The 18,089-nt window shown below is 67.6% G+C and carries 17 protein-coding genes and 1 tRNA gene; 8 read left to right on the forward strand and 10 right to left on the reverse strand.

The features are described 5' to 3' along the window. Window positions 1–5: 5 nt before the first annotated feature. From clpX to tig, 3 genes are all read right to left on the reverse strand, one after another. On the reverse strand, window positions 6–1,277 hold the full coding sequence (gene clpX / locus ABD05_RS15815) for an ATP-dependent Clp protease ATP-binding subunit ClpX (RefSeq protein WP_047900931.1): 1,272 nt from the start codon (window positions 1,275–1,277) through the stop codon (window positions 6–8). A 164-nt stretch (window positions 1,278–1,441) separates the two neighbouring features. Continuing rightward, window positions 1,442–2,095: an ATP-dependent Clp endopeptidase proteolytic subunit ClpP gene (clpP, locus tag ABD05_RS15820; RefSeq protein ID WP_010092137.1), complete on the reverse strand. Its 654-nt coding sequence runs from the start codon at window positions 2,093–2,095 to the stop codon at window positions 1,442–1,444. A 140-nt stretch (window positions 2,096–2,235) separates the two neighbouring features. After that, window positions 2,236–3,582 carry a trigger factor gene (tig, locus tag ABD05_RS15825; RefSeq protein ID WP_047900932.1) on the reverse strand — a complete coding sequence of 449 codons (1,347 nt, stop codon included), beginning with the start codon at window positions 3,580–3,582 and terminating at the stop codon, window positions 2,236–2,238. 387 nt (window positions 3,583–3,969) lie between these two features. On the opposite strand from tig, the gene ABD05_RS15830 reads away from it, so the two are divergent. Together ABD05_RS15830 and ABD05_RS15835 are read left to right on the forward strand one after the other, a co-directional pair. Beyond that, window positions 3,970–5,115, forward strand: a complete 1,146-nt coding sequence (locus ABD05_RS15830) for a glycerate kinase (RefSeq protein WP_047900933.1) — start codon at window positions 3,970–3,972, stop codon at window positions 5,113–5,115. Between the two features lie 62 nt (window positions 5,116–5,177). Continuing rightward, window positions 5,178–5,627, forward strand: coding sequence for a MarR family winged helix-turn-helix transcriptional regulator (locus tag ABD05_RS15835; RefSeq protein ID WP_047900934.1), 450 nt, complete (start codon window positions 5,178–5,180; stop codon window positions 5,625–5,627). 192 nt (window positions 5,628–5,819) lie between these two features. On the opposite strand, the gene ABD05_RS15840 is transcribed toward ABD05_RS15835, so the two are convergent. After that, window positions 5,820–6,818, reverse strand: a complete 999-nt coding sequence (locus ABD05_RS15840) for a 2-dehydropantoate 2-reductase (protein WP_047900935.1) — start codon at window positions 6,816–6,818, stop codon at window positions 5,820–5,822. A gap of 100 nt (window positions 6,819–6,918) precedes the next feature. Next, entirely contained in the window at window positions 6,919–8,064 is a 1,146-nt protein-coding gene (locus tag ABD05_RS15845; RefSeq protein WP_047900936.1) for a helix-turn-helix transcriptional regulator, read from the reverse strand. Between the two features lie 302 nt (window positions 8,065–8,366). Between ABD05_RS15845 and ABD05_RS15850 the strand changes: the two genes are divergently transcribed. The 4 genes from ABD05_RS15850 to ABD05_RS15865 all read left to right on the forward strand — a co-directional run bounded on the left by ABD05_RS15850 (window position 8,367) and on the right by ABD05_RS15865 (window position 12,108). After that, window positions 8,367–9,410 carry a porin gene (locus ABD05_RS15850; RefSeq protein WP_047900937.1) on the forward strand — a complete coding sequence of 348 codons (1,044 nt, stop codon included), beginning with the start codon at window positions 8,367–8,369 and terminating at the stop codon, window positions 9,408–9,410. Window positions 9,411–9,431: 21 nt separating this feature from the next. Continuing rightward, window positions 9,432–10,640 (forward strand): MFS transporter, encoded by a 1,209-nt coding sequence (locus ABD05_RS15855; RefSeq protein ID WP_047900938.1) that lies wholly within the window; start codon window positions 9,432–9,434, stop codon window positions 10,638–10,640. Between the two features lie 16 nt (window positions 10,641–10,656). Beyond that, entirely contained in the window at window positions 10,657–11,766 is a 1,110-nt protein-coding gene (locus ABD05_RS15860) for a class II histone deacetylase (RefSeq protein WP_047900939.1), read from the forward strand. Window positions 11,767–11,877: 111 nt separating this feature from the next. Then, window positions 11,878–12,108, forward strand: coding sequence for a hypothetical protein (locus ABD05_RS15865; protein ID WP_047900940.1), 231 nt, complete (start codon window positions 11,878–11,880; stop codon window positions 12,106–12,108). 104 nt (window positions 12,109–12,212) lie between these two features. On the opposite strand, the gene ABD05_RS15870 is transcribed toward ABD05_RS15865, so the two are convergent. After that, window positions 12,213–12,506 carry a hypothetical protein gene (locus tag ABD05_RS15870; RefSeq protein WP_047900941.1) on the reverse strand — a complete coding sequence of 98 codons (294 nt, stop codon included), beginning with the start codon at window positions 12,504–12,506 and terminating at the stop codon, window positions 12,213–12,215. Between the two features lie 187 nt (window positions 12,507–12,693). Further along, window positions 12,694–12,780, reverse strand: a tRNA-Leu gene (locus ABD05_RS15875). Window positions 12,781–13,017: 237 nt separating this feature from the next. Here ABD05_RS15875 and hpnD point away from each other — a divergent pair. After that, window positions 13,018–13,851 carry a presqualene diphosphate synthase HpnD gene (gene hpnD / locus ABD05_RS15880; RefSeq protein ID WP_047900942.1) on the forward strand — a complete coding sequence of 278 codons (834 nt, stop codon included), beginning with the start codon at window positions 13,018–13,020 and terminating at the stop codon, window positions 13,849–13,851. A gap of 10 nt (window positions 13,852–13,861) precedes the next feature. On the opposite strand, the gene ABD05_RS15885 is transcribed toward hpnD, so the two are convergent. From ABD05_RS15885 to ABD05_RS15895, 3 genes are all read right to left on the reverse strand, one after another. Then, a complete protein-coding gene (locus ABD05_RS15885) occupies window positions 13,862–15,082 on the reverse strand; it encodes a DUF1501 domain-containing protein (protein WP_047900943.1) in 1,221 nt (406 codons plus the stop codon). A gap of 67 nt (window positions 15,083–15,149) precedes the next feature. Beyond that, window positions 15,150–16,652: a DUF1800 domain-containing protein gene (locus ABD05_RS15890; RefSeq protein ID WP_047901254.1), complete on the reverse strand. Its 1,503-nt coding sequence runs from the start codon at window positions 16,650–16,652 to the stop codon at window positions 15,150–15,152. A 133-nt stretch (window positions 16,653–16,785) separates the two neighbouring features. Beyond that, the gene (locus tag ABD05_RS15895; RefSeq protein WP_047900944.1) at window positions 16,786–17,064 is read right to left on the reverse strand and encodes a hypothetical protein; all 279 of its coding nucleotides are present in this window, start codon (window positions 17,062–17,064) and stop codon (window positions 16,786–16,788) included. 258 nt (window positions 17,065–17,322) lie between these two features. Here ABD05_RS15895 and ompR point away from each other — a divergent pair, with 258 nt between their 5' ends. Beyond that, entirely contained in the window at window positions 17,323–18,057 is a 735-nt protein-coding gene (gene ompR, locus ABD05_RS15900; protein WP_006478565.1) for an osmolarity response regulator transcription factor OmpR, read from the forward strand. The last annotated feature ends 32 nt before the right edge of the window (window positions 18,058–18,089 follow it).

Genomic DNA, 18,089 nt, shown 5'->3' on the forward strand with positions numbered 1-18,089 from the left:
GCCGGTCAGTTCGAACCCGCCACCTTCGGCGTGTCCTCGTAGATCAGCAAAGGCTTGCCGTCCCCATCGATGACGTTCTCGTCGATGATGACCTTGCTGACCCCTTTCATCGTCGGCAGCTCGTACATCACGTCGAGCAACGCCTGTTCGATGATCGAACGCAAACCGCGCGCGCCGGTCTTGCGGCGGATCGCCTTGCGGGCGACTGCCTGCAACGCGCCCGGCCGGATCTCCAGCTCGACGCGCTCCATCGCGAACAGCTTGTGATACTGCTTGACGAGCGCGTTCTTCGGCTCGACCAGGATCTTCATCAGCGCGGCTTCATCGAGCTTGCCGAGCGTCGCGACCACCGGCAGGCGGCCGATCAATTCGGGGATCAGCCCGAATTTGATCAGGTCTTCCGGTTCCGTTTCGCGCAGCACTTCGCCCGCGTCGCGCTCCTGCTTGCTCTTGACCGTCGCGCCGAAGCCGATGCCGGTTTTCTCGGTGCGATCGGTGATCACCTTTTCGAGACCGTCGAACGCGCCGCCGCAGATGAACAGGATGTTGGTCGTGTCGACCTGGATGAAATCCTGGTTCGGATGCTTGCGGCCGCCCTGCGGCGGCACCGACGCCATCGTGCCCTCGACGAGCTTCAGCAGCGCCTGCTGGACGCCCTCGCCCGACACGTCGCGCGTGATCGACGGGTTGTCACACTTGCGGCTGATCTTGTCGATTTCGTCGATGTAGACGATCCCGCGCTGGGCCTTGTCGACCTCGTAGTTGCAGTTCTGCAACAGCTTCTGGATGATGTTCTCGACGTCCTCGCCGACGTAGCCGGCTTCGGTCAGCGTCGTCGCATCGGCGATCACGAACGGCACGTTGAGCAACCGCGCGAGCGTCTGCGCGAGCAGCGTCTTGCCGGAGCCCGTCGGGCCGATCAGCAGGATGTTGCTCTTCGACAGCTCGACGTCGTCCTTCTTGTCGAGATGCTTCAGGCGCTTGTAGTGGTTGTACACGGCCACCGCGAGGATCTTCTTCGCGCGCTCCTGGCCGATCACGTACTGATCGAGGATGTCGCGAATTTCCTGCGGGCTCGGCAGATCCGACCGGGACAGGCTGGCCTCGACGCCGGCGGCAGCCGCCTCGTCGCGAATGATCTCGTTGCAGAGGTCGATACATTCATCGCAGATGAACACCGACGGGCCCGCGATGAGTTTTTTCACCTCATGCTGGCTCTTTCCGCAAAACGAGCAATACAACAGCTTCTCGCTGTTCGAACCTTTTTTGTCCGCCATGAATGTAGAGCCTCCGGACAGGTAAATGACATGATACGCCGAATGCTCCGAACGCCGCGCCTAGGGCGCGACCGGAGCCGGCCGGATGCGCTTGCCGCAGAGGCTCGGGGCGTGCGGAACATAGCAGGGGCGCCGCGCGAATCGGGGCGGCACCCCACTTAACTTTACGGGCGCTTCAGCAGCACCTGATCGATCAGCCCGTACGCCTTCGCGTCCTCGCTCGACATGAAGTTATCACGGTCGGTGTCGCGCGCGATGCGCTCGACGTCCTGGCCCGTGTGCTGCGCAAGCAACTGGTTCAGCCGCTCCTTCAGGTAGAGGATTTCGCGCGCCTGGATCTCGATGTCGGATGCCTGGCCGCGTGCGCCGCCGAGCGGCTGGTGAATCATCACGCGCGAGTTCGGCAGCGCGAAGCGCTTGCCCTTCGCACCCGACGCGAGCAGGAACGCGCCCATGCTGGCCGCGAGCCCCATGCACAGCGTCGACACGTCCGGCTTGATGAACTGCATCGTGTCGTAGATCGCCATGCCCGCCGACACCGAGCCACCCGGGCTGTTGATGTACAGGCTGATGTCCTTGTCGGGATTCTCGCTCTCGAGGAACAGCAACTGCGCGACCACGAGGTTCGCGGTCTGGTCGTTCACTTCGCCGACCATGAACACCAGGCGCTCCTTCAGGAGACGCGAATAGATATCGTACGAACGCTCGCCGCGGCCGCTCGTTTCGACGACGATCGGCACCAGCCCCAGTGCTTGCGCCTCGAAACCCTGCGGCGCGTTCGAAGCAAGCATGTCCAGCAATTCAGCGCGAGTGATCATTCAATGAACCTTGTTCGAATGGAAAATTGAACGGAGGGAAGCCGCCCGCTCAATCGCCATATTAATGGCAACCGTGCGCTTGACGTAAAAACGGCGTGCAGGCCGTCGCTCCGACAGCCGGCACGCCGCTAGAGCGACACTTACGCTTGCGCCGATGCGCTCGCGAGTGCCTCGAAGCTCACTTCCTTGTCCGTCACCTTTGCCTTGCCCAGCACGAAATCGACGACGTTGCTTTCAACGACGAACGCTTCCATCTCGGCGAGGCGCTGCTGGTTGGAATAATACCAGCGGACCACTTCCTTCGGGTCTTCGTAGCTCTTCGCGAACTCGTCGACTTCCGCACGGATCTGTTCCGGCTTCGCTTCGAGGCTGTTCGACTTCACGAGCTCGGCCAGCACGAGGCCCAGCTTCACGCGACGCTCGGCCTGCTCGGCGAACATCTCGGCCGGGATCGGTGCGTCCTTCGCGTTCGGCACGCCGCGCTGCGCCAGATCCTGACGAGCCATTTCGACGAGACGTTGCTGGTCCTGCTCGATCAGCGCCTTCGGCACGTCGAGTTCGGAAATCTTCAGCAGCGCGTCCATCACCTGGTTCTTGACGATGGATTGCGTGCGGCGCTTCGCTTCGCGCTCGAGGTTTTCCTTGATCTCGCCGCGCATCTTCGTGAGGTCGCCGTCTTCGATGCCGAGCGACTTCGCGAATTCGCCGTCGATTTCCGGCAGGTGCGGCCACTCGATCTTCTTCATCGTGACCGTGAATTGCGCGGTCTTGCCCGCGACGTCGGCACCGTGGTAGTCGTCCGGGAACTTCAGGTCGAACGTGCGCGCTTCGCCGGCCTTCAGGCCCAGCGCCGCGGTTTCGAATTCCGGCAGCATGCGGCCTTCGCCGAGCACGAACGGGAAGTCTTCAGCGGTGCCGCCCTGGAACGCGACGTCGTCGATCTTGCCGACGAAGTCGACCGTCACGCGGTCGCCGTTCTTGGCTGCGGTATCCGCGCCGCCGTCGCCATGGTCGCCGGCTTCGCCGCGTGCGTGGAAGTGCACGCGCTGCTTGCGCAGGATGTCCAGCGTGCGGTCGATTTCGGCGTCGCCGATCGACGTCGTCGAGCGCTCGACTTCAGCCGTCGCCAGATCGCCGATCTTCACTTCCGGGTAGACCTCGAACGTCGCGTCGAACGCGTACGCATCTTCAGCCTGCTCCTGCTTCGGCTCGAAGCTCGGCTGGCCGGCAACGCGCAGGTTTTCCGCGCGGCTGATCGTGAAGAATTCCTGGCCGATCTTGTCGCTCAGCACTTCCGCCTCGACCTGACCCGCGTACTGTTGCGCGACCATCTTCAGCGGCACCTTGCCCGGGCGGAAACCCGGCATGCGCACGTTCTTCGCGAGTTTCTGGATACGGGCGTCGATTTCCTTCTGTACCGTGTCTTTCGGCAAAGAAATCGTCACGCGGCGTTCAAGCTTGCCGAGGTTCTCAACAACGTTAGCCATGGCTTCAATCGTCCTAAAATTATTCGAGCGAATCGGGTTTTCCTTGCCGTGCCTGCCTGCGGCGCTACTGCGACACGCATACACGCCGCGCCGGAGCGCCACGCCATCCCTGCACGCGCCGGATGGCTAGCGCAAGCGGCTCGGAGCACGGCTTTGGCCGGAAGAATCGACTATTCTAGCAAACAATTTTCCTCGCACCGCCAGTTCGGCTCGACGCGCATGCGTCCCCGCCGTGTCGGCAGCCCCTTGCACGGCGATGCGCGCGGATCGCCGCTATGCCGAACGCCGTATCCACCGCGGGCCCGCCATCCTGTAAGCTCCGATTGAGGGTGCGCCGTCGTCGCGCCCCATTAATTCTTCACACCAATCACGCCTTCCGGAGACACCATGCCGCAACACCCGTCCGCGCCTGTCGTCGTCATCGCGCCCGATTCGTTCAAAGGCTCGCTTTCCGCCGAGCAGGTCGCGGACGCGATCGCCACCGGCATCCGCCGCGCCCGCCCCGACGCGGTCGTGCGCTGCTGCCCGATGGCCGACGGCGGCGAAGGTACGCTCGACGCGATGCTGGCAGGCGGCGGCACGCGGCGCTCGCTGCGGGTGGCCGGCGCGTCGCTCGCGGCACGCGACGCGGCGGTCGGCGTGATCGACGCGCGCACCGCGATCGTCGAGACGGCCGAGATCGTCGGCATTACGGACCCGGTCGGCATGAGCGTGCCGGTCGACGCGCGCAGCACGCGCGGGATGGGCGAGGCGATCCGCGCGCTGCTCGACGACGGCGTGCGCCGCTTCTTCGTCGCGCTCGGCGGCAGCAGCACCAACGACGCGGGCGCCGGGCTGCTCGCGGGCCTCGGCCTGCAATGCTTCGACGCGGGCGGCCAGCCGGTCGAACCCGTGCCGTCGCGGCTCGCCGACATCGCGCGCATCGACGCGTCGGGGCTCGACCCGCGCCTGAAGGAAACGGAATTCGTCGGCATGTCCGACGTCGACAACCCGCTGACGGGCGCGCACGGCGCGACCGCCGTGTTCGGCCCGCAAAAGGGCGTGACGCCCGCGCAGGTTGCGACCCTCGACGCCGCGCTCGGCCATTTCGCCGACCTGCTCGAGGCCGCGCTCGACCGGCGCGCGCGCGACCTGCCCGGTGCCGGCGCCGCGGGCGGCCTCGGTTTCGCGCTGCACATGCTCGGCGCGCAGTTCGAAGCCGGGGCCGAAGTGGTCGCGCGGCAGGTCGGACTCGATGCGGCGCTCGCCGGCGCCGACTGGCTGATCACCGGCGAAGGCCGCTCCGACGTGCAGACGCTGCACGGCAAGGCGCCGTTCATCGCGTGCCGGCACGCGCAGACCGCCGGCGTGCCCGCGTCGCTGCTGTCCGGCACGGTCGACCCGGCCGCGCTGCCGCGCCTGTCCGAACATTTTTCCGGCTGCTTCTCGCCGGCTCCCGGGCCGATCACGCTCGACGTCGCGATCCGCGACGCGGCGAACCTGCTCGCGAACGAAGCGGAGCAATTGACGCGCCTGAAATACGGCGCACACTGACCGTTGACCCGAGCGCGCGATACAGGAACAATCGGGCCCGCCCTTTTTCTTCAGGATTCGACATGAAAGGCCGTCAAGCCGGGCTCGATCAGTATCTGACCTATCGCCTCCACGCGCTCACGAAGCGATCCGACCGCGGGATCGGCGAGGTGTACCGGCACAAGCTCGACATCTCGCTGCCCGAAGCGCGCGTGATCGCCGCCGTCGGCGCGTTCGGTCCGTTCTCGATCATGGATCTCGCGCGCCACACCAATCTCGACAAGAGCCAAGCGAGCCGCGCGGCCGAAGCGCTGCTGCGCCAGGGGCTGCTCGAGCGCAGCGCGAGCGACGAGGATGGCCGGATCGTGCTGATCGCGCTGACCGCCGACGGCCGCGCACTGCATCGCAAGATCATGCCGATCGTGCGCAAGTGGAACGACGGGTTGCTCGCGTGCCTGTCCGACAGCGAACGCCAGACGTTCGAGCGGCTGCTCGACAAGGTCGTCGCGCACGCCACCGAGCGGGACGACTGAGCCGCGTGACGGGCTCGGCACCGCCAGACGGGCGAGCCCTGCTGCCAGCATTGATCCGACGAATTCGACAGGCCGCCCGGGTCGCGTAACCAGCGACCCGGGCGGCCCGTTTTTGCATTGGGCAGCGGCACCCCGCAAGAATCGCGCTTTACCGCCTTACCGGCAACCGCGAATCCGCCAGTCACGCACGCGTTACAGCCCGCTGTTCGCCGCACGCTGGCGCAATAGCCCGAGCACCGCGTCGCTATACGGGGTCGGCACGTCGAGCTTGCGCCCGAGCTCCGGAAACACGCCGAGGATCGGCCCGATCTCGAGCGAACGCCCCGCTTCGAAATCCTGCAGCATCGACGTCTTGAACGCACCGAGCTTGCGCGTGACCGCGATCCGCTCGGGCCCGCTCATCCCCGTCGTCAGGCCGAGCTTCGCGCCGATCGCGGCAGCCTCCTCCATCATCCGCAGCGCGAGTTCCTGCGTGAACGGATCGTCGAGCAACTGCTCGGCCGTCGACCCCGTCAGCGCGCTCAGCGGATTCATGTTCATGTTGCCCCACAGCTTCGTCCAGATCTCGGTCCGGATCGCGGGCGTCGACTCGACGTCGAAACCACCCGCCGCGAGCGCCGCGGCGAACCGCGCGGTGGCCGTGTCGAGCCGCGGATCGGGCGCACCCACGATCAGCCGGTTGCCGCGCCCGCGACGCACGATGCCCGGCCCGTCGGTGCTCGACGACAGGTGCACGACGCAGCCGATCGCCTGCGCGGGCGGCAGCGCCGCCGACACCGCGCCGGCCGGATCGACCGCGTCGAGTGGCACGCCGTCGATCGGCCCTTCGAGCCCGTGCGTGAACCACCACGGCAGCCCGTTCATCGCCGCGACGATCACGGTGCCCGGCCCGACCAGCGGCGCAATGCGCGCGGCCAGCGCCGGCAGCGCCTGCGCCTTCAGCGCGATCACCACGTAGTCCTGCACGCCCAGCGCGGCCGCATCGTCGCTCGCGCGCACCGGCACCGACGATGTGACGCCCGCCTCGTCGATCACGCGCACGCCGTGCGCGTTCAGCGCGTCGAGCGTCGCGCCGCGTGCGTACGCGCTGACGGTCATGCCGGCCCGCGACAGCGCGGCCGCGAGCAATCCGCCGATCGCGCCGACACCGACCACCGCCGCGCGCACCGACCCTGAATTCGTGTCGTTCATGATGGAATTCCGTCTCCTGGGAGCTGACGAGCATAACGCTCAATGGTTGCGGACACAACCATCATGGCGGAAGCATGCCGGACGCCCGCGTTCGCGCGCTTCAGCGCGGCTCGCCGCCCGCTTCCACCGGTTCGTCGTCGGTCGCGCCGCCCGTCGCGCCGAGCACGCCCGCGATCTGGCTCTTGTCGTGCATGCCGAGCTTGCGGTACGCGCAGCGCAGGTAGTGGCGCACGGTCGTCGGCGAAATCGCCATCTGTTGCGCGACTTCCTTGTGCGAACGGCCAGCGCCGTAATAACGGATCGCGGCCAGTTCGCGCGGGCTCAACCGGTCGAGCAGCGAGCGCGGCCGCGCTTCGATCTGGAACAGCCCCGCGACAGGTACGCACTGGATGCGCAGCGCGTCGCCGACGAACGGCTGGCCCGACTGGCGCCGCAGGTGCGCGACGAGCGGCTCCGGCACACGCGTGCCGGCCCATGCCGGCCATTCGGCGCGCAGCACGTCGTCGAAACCGTGATCGGCGTGATGGAGCACGCCGAAGTTGTCGCACAGCGCACGTGCGGCCGGTGCGGCCGTATCGCCGCGCTCGCGCGTGAACTGCGCGGCGCGATTGATCGTGAGCGCTGCAGCGAGATGCGGAATCACTTCCTCGAAACGGCGCGCATCGTCGTCGCCGAACGGGCGATTCAGGCCCTGGCGATAGATCGACATGAACGTCGTCAGGCCGAAGCGACGATCGAGCGTGCACACGCACATCAGTTGCGCGAGCCCGTACTTCACGCACCAGTCGCGAAACCGCGCATCGAGCCCGGGCTCGACGACCGACAGCCGCACCGCGCGTCCGTGTGCGCCGCGCAACGTGCGGTGCGCGAGCGGATCGCAGTCGCGTACGCGCTTCCAGTCGCTGAAGAACGCGTGCGGCAGGCGGTACAGGAAGCTGTTGTGCATCACGGGGCCGGTGGACGCGTGCGTCGCGACGCCGGTCCATGCGGCATCGAACGGGACGAGCGCCTGCAGCAGCGAAAAGAAGCGGTATTCGAATTCGCCGATGCCGGACTGCGCGGCGACCGCGTACAGGTCGAGCAGCATCAGCCCGAGTTCGCGCTGCGATGCGTCGCCGCGCGCGACACCGCTGAAATCGGCGCGACGCGAAGGCAGCGGCGGCCACGCGAATTCGTCGAGCACGATGGCGGCCGGCACGTCGCGCAGCGCTTCGAGATCCTGCCCGGTATCCGTCGTGATCCTCACCTTCCGCTCCCCTGCCCGACCGGGCCGCTGATGCGCGCAACGCAGTCCGCCGATTATAGCGAGCGGCTTTTTTGGCGGGCCACGGTGCCGGAACCGGCGGCAACCCCATCCATTTGAACGGTGCACGGTACGTTGCTGCTCCGCAGCACGCCGCGCTACGGCATCGCATCGCGTTCATGCCGCGCACCGCGGGTTTTCCGCACCGTTCATCTGTACGACTGTTCGAAGGTTTTCCCGCTGCGGACACTGCGTCGCGACAACACCAACGACAAACCGATGCAGGACGGTATGGAGAACCCCACGTGACGAAACCCCGCTTCATCCGCACGGCCGCGGCCGCCGCGACGCTCGCCGTGTGCAGCGCCTCGCACGCGCAGTCGACCCTCACGCTGTACGGCGCGCTCGACGCCGGCGTGCAATACCTGACGCACGCCGACGGGCGCCACTCGGCCGTGCAGTTGCAGAACTACGGCATCCTGCCGTCGCAGATCGGGCTGAAGGGCAACGAGGATCTCGGCGGCGGCTGGCGTGCGCTGTTCAAGCTCGAACAGGGCCTCAACCTCAACGACGGCACCGCGACCGCGCCCGGCTACGCGTTCTTTCGCGGCGCGTACGTGGGCATCGCGGGGCCCGCCGGCACCGTCACGCTCGGCCGGCAGTTCAGCGTGCTGTTCGACAAGACGCTGTTCTACGACCCGCTCTGGTACGCGTCGTACAGCGGCCAGGGCGTGATCGTGCCGATGAACGCGAACTTCATCGACCACTCGGTCAAGTACCAGTCGCCGACGTTCGCCGGCTTCGACGTCGAGGCGCTCGCCGCGACGGCCGGCGTCGCCGGCAATACGCGCGCGGGACGCGTGCTCGAACTCGGCGGCCAGTACACGAGCAACGGCCTGTCGGTCAGCGCGGTGCTGCATCAGGCGCACGGCGACGTGGCGGCGGCCGACGACGCGTCCGCACGCCGCCGCGAACTCGGCACGCTCGCCGCGCGCTATGCGTTCGCGACACTGCCGCTCACCGTCTACGCCGGCGTCGAACGCCTGACAGGCGACCTCGACGCGGCACGCACGATCGTCTGGGGCGGCGCGCGCTATCTGACGTCGAACGGAATCGGACTGAACGCAGGCGTCTACCACACCGACTCGCGCACGCCGGCGATCGGCCATCCGACGCTGTTCATCGCGAGCACCACGTACGCGCTGTCGAAACGCACAGTCGCGTACGTGAACCTCGGCTATGCGCGCAACAGCGGCCAGAGTTCGCAGACCGTCTACGAATACGACCCGACGCCGCTCGCCGGCGCGTCGCAGTTCGGCGCGATGGTCGGCATGTACCACCTGTTCTGATTCCCCTGACGAGATTCCGCCATGAAAACCCTGTCTCCGGATGCCGCACTCTCGCCCGACGGCCACGCGCCGACGTTCGCGCGCTCGACACTCGTCGCACTCGTCGTGTTCGCGGCCATCACGCCGCTGCTGCTGCTCGTGGCGCCGGCCGTCGCCGGCCAGCTCGCGACGCAACTCGGGCTGTCCGCATCACAGATCGGCACTTATTTCTTCGTCGAACTCGGCGCGTTCAGTCTCGCGACCGTGCCGTCATACCTGTGGCTCGGCCGTGTCGACGCGCGCCGCGTCGCCGCGTTCGCGATCACGCTGTTCGGCGCGGGCAACCTGCTGACCGCGCTGTGGATGCCGGGTTTCGCCGCGTTGCTCGCGCTGCGCGCCGTCACCGCGCTCGGCGGCGGCTCGCTGATGGTGCTCTGCATGACGAGCGCGGCGACGAGCAGGAACAGCGACCGCGTATACGGCCTCTGGGTCGTCGGCCAGTTGATCGCGGGCGCGATCGGCCTGTTCGTGCTGCCGCACGTGTTTGCCGCGTTCGGGTTGCGCGCGCTGTACATCGCGATCGCCGCGCTCGCGCTGCTCGCGGCACCGCTGTCGCGCGGCTTTCCGTCGTCGCTCGGCACGCGGGCGACGCCCGCGCACGCCGCGCGCGGCGCCGCAACGCAAACGCCGCGAAGCTTCGTCGTGCTCGCAATCGGCGCGGTGCTGACGTTCTATCTCGCGATCGGCAGCGTATGGACGTTCGCGAGCCGCTCGGCGGCCGAGGCCGGGCTCGATCCGCAGTCGACCGGCAACGTGCTCGCGATCGCGAGCGTGATGGGCATCGCCGGCGCGGCGCTCGCGTCGTGCGCCGGCGGCCGGCTCGCGCGGCGCGCGATGCTGGCCTCGGGTTACGCGCTGCTGGCGGCCTCGCTCGTCGCGCTCGCGGCGATGCGGCACGCGGGCGGCTACAGCGCAGCGATCTTCGCGTTCAAGTTCGCGTGGACCTTCGTGCTGCCGTTCATCCTCGCGACCGTCGCGCAGATCGACACGTCGGGCCGCCTCGTCGCGACGCTCAATTTCGTGATCGGCGCCGGCCTCGCGGCCGGCCCGCTACTGGCCGGGCTGATGCTCGACGCCGGCGGCACGATGCGCGCGCTGTTCGCGGCCGCGACGGCCGTCGCGATCGTTTCGTTCGCCGCGCTGCGCCATATCGATCGCCGCACGCGCCCTTCCGTTTCCTCCCAACCGTGACAGGTCACGCACATCCATGAATCGCACTGCCTTCTTCACCGACGAACGCACTTTCTGGCATACCGGCGGCACGCACGCGCTGTTCTTCCCGGTCGGCGGCTGGGTCCAACCGCCGTCGAGCGCGGGCTATGCAGAATCGCCCGATTCGAAACGCCGCTTCCTGTCGCTCGTGCAGGCGTCGGGCCTTGCCGCACAACTCGACCTGCGCGGCGCCGAGCCGGCCTCGACCGCCGACCTGCTGCGCATTCACCCGGCGCACTATCTCGACGCGTTCCGCGCACTCAGCGACGCGAACGGCGGCGACCTCGGCGATCTCGCGCCGTTCGGCAAAGGTAGCTACGAGATCGCCGCGCTGTCGGCCGGCCTCGCGATCGCGGCGGTCGACATGGTCGTCGGCGAGCGCGCAGCCAATGCGTTCTCACTGTCGCGGCCACCCGGCCATCACTGCCTGCGCGACCGCCCGATGGGCTTCTGCATGCTGGCGAACATCCCGATCGCGATCGAGGCCGCCCGCGCGAAACACGGCATCGAGCGCATCGCGGTGATCGACTGGGACGTGCATCACGGCAACGGCACGCAGTCGATCTACTACGACGATCCGGACACGCTGACGATCTCGCTGCACCAGGACCGCTGCTTCCCGCCAGGCTACAGCGGCGCGGACGATCGCGGCGAAGGCGCGGGTGTCGGCGCGAACCTGAACGTGCCGCTGCTCGCGGGCAGCGGCGACGACGCGTATCGCTACGCGTTCGAGCGGATCGTACTGCCGGCGCTGGAGCGTTTCCGGCCCGAACTGATCGTCGTTGCGAGCGGCCTCGACGCGAGCGCGGTCGATCCGCTCGCGCGCATGCAACTGCATACCGACAGCTACCGGTTCATGACGCATGCGGTGAAGGATGCCGCGCAGCGCCATTGCGGCGGGCGGCTCGTGATCGTTCACGAAGGCGGTTACTCGGAGGCGTACGTGCCGTTCTGCGGGCTCGCGATCGTCGAGGCGCTGGCCGGTATTCGCACCGACGTCGCCGATCCGATGCTCGACCTCGCGATCGCACAGCAGCCGGGCGAGCGGTTCGTTGCGTTCCAGCGCGGACTGCTGGATGAACTGGCTGCGTCGTTCGGGTTGTAACGCGCGGGAATCAACGTGACGGGGCCGGCATGCGCCGGCCCTTGCGCGATCCGTGCGGATGGGGTTTCCTGTGCGTTTACCCCTGTTCCGGCCCGAGGCCGCACTCTTCCGATGAAATCGTCCCCGCGCGATAACAACGAGAATGCCAAAACGCGCCGCCAGCCTTCGAAGCTGGTCCTGAACATCGCCGCCGTGACGGTCGGCCTCATCACGTTCGCGATCGGCGCGGCGTGGGTGATCTATAGCTGGATCGTCGATCGCGAAGCGCAGTATTTCGCGATCCCGCTGGTCTTCTCGGTGCCGGTGATCGTGGCGGTCGCGATCCGGAGCTTCTGGGAATAGGCGCGCCTGAAACGACAAAGCGCCGCGGTCGGGCGACGCGCGGCGCTTGTTATCCGGCTTGTTTCAGTCGAAGCGGCGATCCCTGCGGTTCGCTTGCGAGCCGGTCAAAGACCGGGGCGCGGGCACGGATTGGGGGCTGCGCCCTGATATCCGCCGGCGACGGCACCCAGTGCAGCGCCGGCCAGCGACGTGCCGAGCGCTTTCAGCACGGTTTCCGTCGACAACGGCTCACCGCTCGACATCACCCGCCCCGAGTAGGCAGAGCACGCTGGCGACGCTGCAACCGTCTGCACGGGCTTCGCACTCCATGCGACGTTGTCGGCAGGCGTCGCGGCAAAAGCCGGCGCGGCCAGCATCAGCGCGAAAATGGAAATCGGCAAGCGTACGGTGCTCTTCATCGGTGGCCCCTCGGTTTATGTGCTGCTTGTATGAATCGTGGTCACGATATTACACGCGCCCGAATTTCCCGTGCGCTCGTACGGGCCCGCATGCCGGGAACGATGGCCATAAACAAAAAAGCGCTGCGGTCAGCCGACCGGCAGCGCTTTTCGGGAACGTCACCCTGACGGGTGCTTGTCCGACTTCTGGTGCGTGAGGCCGGACTCGAACCGGCACACCCTTGCGGGCGTCAGGACCTAAACCTGGTGCGTCTACCAATTTCGCCACTCACGCGCATTTTCTGTCGCCTGACCGCGCGGCACGCAAGATGCGTTCTCCACGCGCCCGGAACGTCATGCCGGCCCGAAAACCGGCACGCCCGATCAGGCGAGCGCGAGATTCTACCCGATCCGTGCGGCCTTGTCTCGCCCTGCCGGCGCCCGTCGTGCAGCGGTGCTAGAATGCCGCGCTCGACGTTTCGGCACCGCGCCGCCGCGCGTCCCCCGAACCCGCCCCCACCCGATTCCGCCCGTGAACTTCGACGACTACTGTCAGCAAAAGGCCGCCCCCGCGGGCTCCAGCGTCTATTACGCGTTGCGTCAGGCGCCGCTCGCCACGCAGCCGCGCCTGACGGCGCTGTTCGCGCTGCGCCGCGAACTCGAGGAAACCGTCAAGGAAACCAGCGACCCGACCATCGGACACACGAAGCTCGCGTGGTGGCACAAGGAACTCGCGGCACTGGCCGACGGGCAGCCGTCGCACCCCGTCACGAAGGCGCTCGCACAGCATCATCCGGCGATCGCCGCCGAAGCCGACACGTTGCGCACGCTCGTCAATGGCTACGGGATGGACCTCGAACAGGCGCGCTACCTCGACTTCGCGAACCTGCAGCGCTACATCGCGCAGGTCGGCAGCACGTTCGCTTCGCTGGTCGCGCGCGCCAGCGCCGCGAACCCGGCCGACCCGCAGCCGTGGGCCGCGGACGCCGGCCGCGCGCTGATGCTCGCGCAATTCGTGCAGGAACTCGGCAACGACGCGCGCCACGGCCGCATCTACCTGCCGATCGACGAACTGCAGCGCTACAACGTGACCGCGGCCGATCTGCTGAACCGCCGCTACAGCCCGGCCTTCACCGAATTGCTGCAATTCCAGACGGCGCGTGCGCGCGAAGCGCTCGCGGCCGCCGACGCAGCGATCCCCGCATCCGAACGCCGCACGCAGCGCACGCTGCGCGCGCAGATCGCATTGGCCGGCGCGCTGCTCGACGAAATCGGGCGCGACGGCTACCAGGTGCTGCACCAGCGCATCGCGCTGACGCCGATCCGCAAGCTGTGGATCGCGTGGCGCGCCGCACGCCGGCGCTGAACCCGACGCATCACGCCTTCAACAGCGGCAGCGTGTCGAAGCGCTGCTGCAGCACGCGCGTCGCGTCGAGCCCCCACCACGGCCCCAGCACGGTCGCGTAAAGCTGGCGGAAATCGACCGCGACCGGCAGGTTGCCGTTGCCGTCGAGCCGCCCGAGCGCGGGCGGCGCCCCATACAGCCCGCCGGCCACACGGCCGCCCATCACGAAATGCGGCGCGGCCGTCCCGTGATCGGTGCCGTTGCTCTGGTTCTCGCGCACGCGCCGCCCGAATTCCGCATACGTCATCACGAGCGTCTGGTTCCAGCGCCCGAGTTCGATCAGCGCGCCGCGCATCGCGCTCATCCCTTCCGCAAACTGCTTGAGCAGCGCGGCCTGCTGCCCCGGCTGGTTCTGGTGCGTGTCGAAGCCGTTGAGCGTCAGGCGCAGCACCGCGACGCCATCCTGCGCACCGGGCCCGGACGCTTCGCATGCGGCCAGCACCTGCATCGCGGTCTTCACCGACGTGCCGAACGCGCCGGCCGGAAACGCCGTCCTGAATTCACGCATCCCGCCGCGCGGGCGCAGCCGGTCGGCCGCCTTCACGATGTCGTTCTCGACGTCGATGATGTGCGCGAGCGCCGGGTTCTGCTCGCGCAGCGACGACGGCTCGGCGAGCCGGGCCGCACGGATGAACTGTGCGGGATTGACGAGCGCGATCGCGCGCGCGCCGTTCGCGAGCGGCCCCATCTCGGCGCTGCCGAGCACGACGCCGTCCGCCGCGAAACCGGGCGGCACCGGTGCCTGCGCAAACGTGCGCGTGAGCCAGCCTTCGTGCAGGTACTGGTCCGAACGCGACGCGGTATCCCAGATCTCGATCGAACGGAAATGCGACAGGTTCGGCTGCGGATAGCCGACCCCCTGCACGACCGCGACCTGCCCGTCGCGCCACAGCGGCATCAGCGGCGCGAGCGACGGATGCAGCCCGGTGTGCGCGTCGAGCTGCAGCACCTGCTCGCGCTTGATGCCGATGCTGCGCCGGAACTGGTAGTACAGCGGGTCCGCATACGGCACCACCGTGTTGAGGCCGTCGTTGCCGCCCTTCAGCTCGACGAGGATCAACACGTTCGCGTACCCGGCCGCCGGTTGCCGGCCGGCCGGCGCCACCGATGCCGCCAGCGCGGGCGACTGCCACATCGACACGCCCGCAGCAGCCGCGGCACCCGTCAGCGTCAGAAAATCACGTCGGTTCATCGCGCATCCTTTGGTTCGCCGCCCGGCACCTTTGCCGCACCGGCGCTCCGATTCTTCGTCGTTTGCATCATTTCAGTTGATAGGCCGGATCCATCAGCAGCGCCTCGAGATACGCGCTGCCGGTCGAATCCGTGTCGATCGCCGCGACCGGCGACACCGGCAGCACCGCGTGCTGGAGCTGAAGCTCGGTCGACAATCCCGCGATCGCCTGCGGCCGTGCACGATATTGCGCAAGCCAGCGCTCGAGATCGAAACGCAGGCCGCCGCGTGCGGGCTTGGCCGGCGCGCCGCGCATGCCGGCGGCGGACGCCGCGTCGACCACCGGCATCGCGTGCGCACGCGCATTCGGCGGCGGCGCCATCGGTTGCGCCGGCGGCCGCATGCCGGCCGTCTCCGTCGCGCGGAACAGTTGCTCGACGAACTGCTTGCGCGCGAGCAGCGTGGTGCTGTTGATCCACAGCGCGCCGCCCGGCCAGCCCTTCACGTTCGGCGGATAGAACAGGTTCTGCCCGAGCGTGCGCACGGTGTTCGCGAGCATCTGCGGATCGCCGTACGCGACGTCGAACAGCCGCACCGACCCGACGACGAACTCGGCCGGCGACTTGATGAGCACGCCGCGGTTGCGCGGATCCCAGAACGCGTCGGTCGACCACAGCGCGGCGAGCGCCGCGCGAATGTCGTAGCCGCTCGCGCGAAACCGCTCGGCCACGAGATCGAGCGCGCCCGCGTCGGGCGTATCGGACACGAACTCGCGCCACAGCTTGCCGACGATGAAGCGCGCGGTGCCGGGCCGCTTCAGCAGGATGTCGAGAAAGCCGTCGCCGTCGAACGGCCCCGTCTCGCCGAGAATCGTCTTGTCGCCCGCATCGTGCAGATCCGGCCGCACCTGGAAGCGCAGCGTATCGGGATCGATGGTCCAGCCCGTCATCGCGCGCGCGGCTTCCGCCACGTCGTACTGCGTGTAATGCCCTTCACCGAGCGTGAACAGCTCCATCACCTCGCGCGCGAAGTTCTCGTTCGGGCGCCCCTTGCGATTGCTCGCGCCGTCGAGATACTGCAGCATCGCCGGGTCCTTCGCGACCGCATGCAGCAGCGTGCCGAAGTTGCCGAGCGCCTCGCGGCGAAACAGCGCGTTCTGCGCGGCCATCGTTTGCGGATAAGGCACCTTGTCCTGCCCCGACGTGAAGTGCCCGTGCCAGAACAGCGTCATGCGTTCGGTCAGCGGCGACGGCGTCACGACCATCTCGTTGACCCACGCCGCGCGCAACGCATCGTAGCGGCGATCGCGCTCGCGCTGCTCGTCGCGCCGCATGTCGGGTGTCAGCGCCTGGCGCTGCGCGCGCGTCGGCGGCAGCTCGGCGATCCAGTCGGGCCACGCCGTGACGGGTTCGCGGCGAACGTTGCCGAGCGTGTCGGCCACGACCTGCGCGCGCGTCATGCCGACGATGCGCGCGACGTCGGCGGGTGCGGGAGAGAAACCGGTGCGGCTCAGGAAAAACAGCGCATCGTCGGCGTCGAGCGCCGACTGCATTGCGGGCGACGGCGCCGGTGCGGCAGCGTTCGCTTTCATCGTCATGGACTCCCGGAGCGCACCGGCGGTGCGGATGCCGGTACAACGGCAATCGGCAGGCGAAAGTTGACGGAAAAAGTGCTACGAATTTTTTCCGCGCGGGGTGTTCCGCGCAGGACGACGACGGCACGCTTCAGCGCTTGTACAACTCGCGAACGGCGTCTTCGATGTGCTGGCGCAAAATGTGGCGCTCCTCGGGCGTCATGTGCCCGTCGCGGCGGCGCTGTTCGAGATCGGGAGGCACGGCGGAACGGACCGTCACATCGGCGGCTCGGTCGGGCTGCGGCGCCTTGCCGCGCGGCAGCTTGCGCGACGGTGCGCCCTGCTCGGGGCGCTGCGCATACGAGAAGTTCGACGCATACGGACCGGCAAGCGCGATCGTCAGCATCAGTGCAATCCGGGCAGATCGCATGACCGTCCTCGCTTCTTTGGTCGATTTGTTCCCTTCGTCACGCGGCAACCGGCTACCTCTGGTACTTGAAAAACCCTGCGGAATTCGGGTGTGCAAAGATGAAAGATGGAGTGCAGGGGAGTATCTACCGAATTTCGGCTTCGAGTAAAGGAATCTCTATAGCCTGCCTTTACTCGGCGCGACACTACGGGTAAATTTTGTAACCGACTGTAACGCACGAAAATACGCGGCCGTGCGCCAATTCCCATTCGCGATAAGATGCCGATCATGGAAACGAAAAACCCCTCCAAGATTCTCGTCGTCGACGACGACCCGCGCCTGCGCGATCTGCTGCGCCGCTATCTCGGCGAGCAGGGTTTCAACGTATATGTCGCGGAGAACGCGACGGCGATGAACAAGCTCTGGGTCCGCGAGCGTTTCGACCTGCTCGTGCTCGACCTGATGCTGCCGGGCGAAGACGGCCTGTCGATCTGCCGCCGCCTGCGCGGCAGCAACGACCGCACGCCGATCATCATGCTCACCGCAAAGGGCGAGGACGTCGATCGCATCGTCGGCCTCGAGATGGGCGCCGACGATTACCTGCCGAAGCCGTTCAACCCGCGCGAACTCGTCGCGCGCATTCATGCGGTGCTGCGCCGCCAGGCGCCGGCCGAACTGCCGGGCGCACCGTCGGAAACCACCGAGGTGTTCGAGTTCGGCGAGTTCTCGCTGAACCTCGCAACCCGCACGCTGACGAAGTCCGGCCAGGAAATTCCGCTGACGACCGGCGAATTCTCGGTGCTGAAGGTGTTCGCGCGCCATCCGCGCCAGCCGCTGTCGCGCGAGAAGCTGATGGAGCTCGCGCGCGGCCGTGAATACGAAGTGTTCGACCGCAGCCTCGACGTGCAGATTTCGCGCCTGCGCAAGCTGATCGAACCGGATCCGGGCAGCCCGCGCTTCATCCAGACCGTCTGGGGCCTCGGCTACGTGTTCATCCCGGACGGCGCCGCCTGATTTTTTCTTTTCCGGTTTCGCCCGCCCACGGC

The organism is Burkholderia pyrrocinia, assembly GCF_001028665.1.
GTDB classification, from domain to species: domain Bacteria; phylum Pseudomonadota; class Gammaproteobacteria; order Burkholderiales; family Burkholderiaceae; genus Burkholderia; species Burkholderia pyrrocinia.

Coding starts and splice junctions, on each gene's coding strand:
- ABD05_RS15855 (WP_047900938.1), top strand. CDS start 9,432: ATGAAAACCCTGTCTCCGGATGCCGCACTCTCGCCCGACGGCCACGCG.
- ABD05_RS15885 (WP_047900943.1), bottom strand. CDS start 15,082: ATGAACCGACGTGATTTTCTGACGCTGACGGGTGCCGCGGCTGCTGCG.
- ABD05_RS15890 (WP_047901254.1), bottom strand. CDS start 16,652: ATGAAAGCGAACGCTGCCGCACCGGCGCCGTCGCCCGCAATGCAGTCG.
- clpP (WP_010092137.1), bottom strand. CDS start 2,095: ATGATCACTCGCGCTGAATTGCTGGACATGCTTGCTTCGAACGCGCCG.
- ompR (WP_006478565.1), top strand. CDS start 17,323: ATGCCGATCATGGAAACGAAAAACCCCTCCAAGATTCTCGTCGTCGAC.
- ABD05_RS15870 (WP_047900941.1), bottom strand. CDS start 12,506: ATGAAGAGCACCGTACGCTTGCCGATTTCCATTTTCGCGCTGATGCTG.
- ABD05_RS15860 (WP_047900939.1), top strand. CDS start 10,657: ATGAATCGCACTGCCTTCTTCACCGACGAACGCACTTTCTGGCATACC.
- ABD05_RS15865 (WP_047900940.1), top strand. CDS start 11,878: ATGAAATCGTCCCCGCGCGATAACAACGAGAATGCCAAAACGCGCCGC.
- tig (WP_047900932.1), bottom strand. CDS start 3,582: ATGGCTAACGTTGTTGAGAACCTCGGCAAGCTTGAACGCCGCGTGACG.
- ABD05_RS15895 (WP_047900944.1), bottom strand. CDS start 17,064: ATGCGATCTGCCCGGATTGCACTGATGCTGACGATCGCGCTTGCCGGT.
- ABD05_RS15835 (WP_047900934.1), top strand. CDS start 5,178: ATGAAAGGCCGTCAAGCCGGGCTCGATCAGTATCTGACCTATCGCCTC.
- ABD05_RS15830 (WP_047900933.1), top strand. CDS start 3,970: ATGCCGCAACACCCGTCCGCGCCTGTCGTCGTCATCGCGCCCGATTCG.
- ABD05_RS15840 (WP_047900935.1), bottom strand. CDS start 6,818: ATGAACGACACGAATTCAGGGTCGGTGCGCGCGGCGGTGGTCGGTGTC.
- clpX (WP_047900931.1), bottom strand. CDS start 1,277: ATGGCGGACAAAAAAGGTTCGAACAGCGAGAAGCTGTTGTATTGCTCG.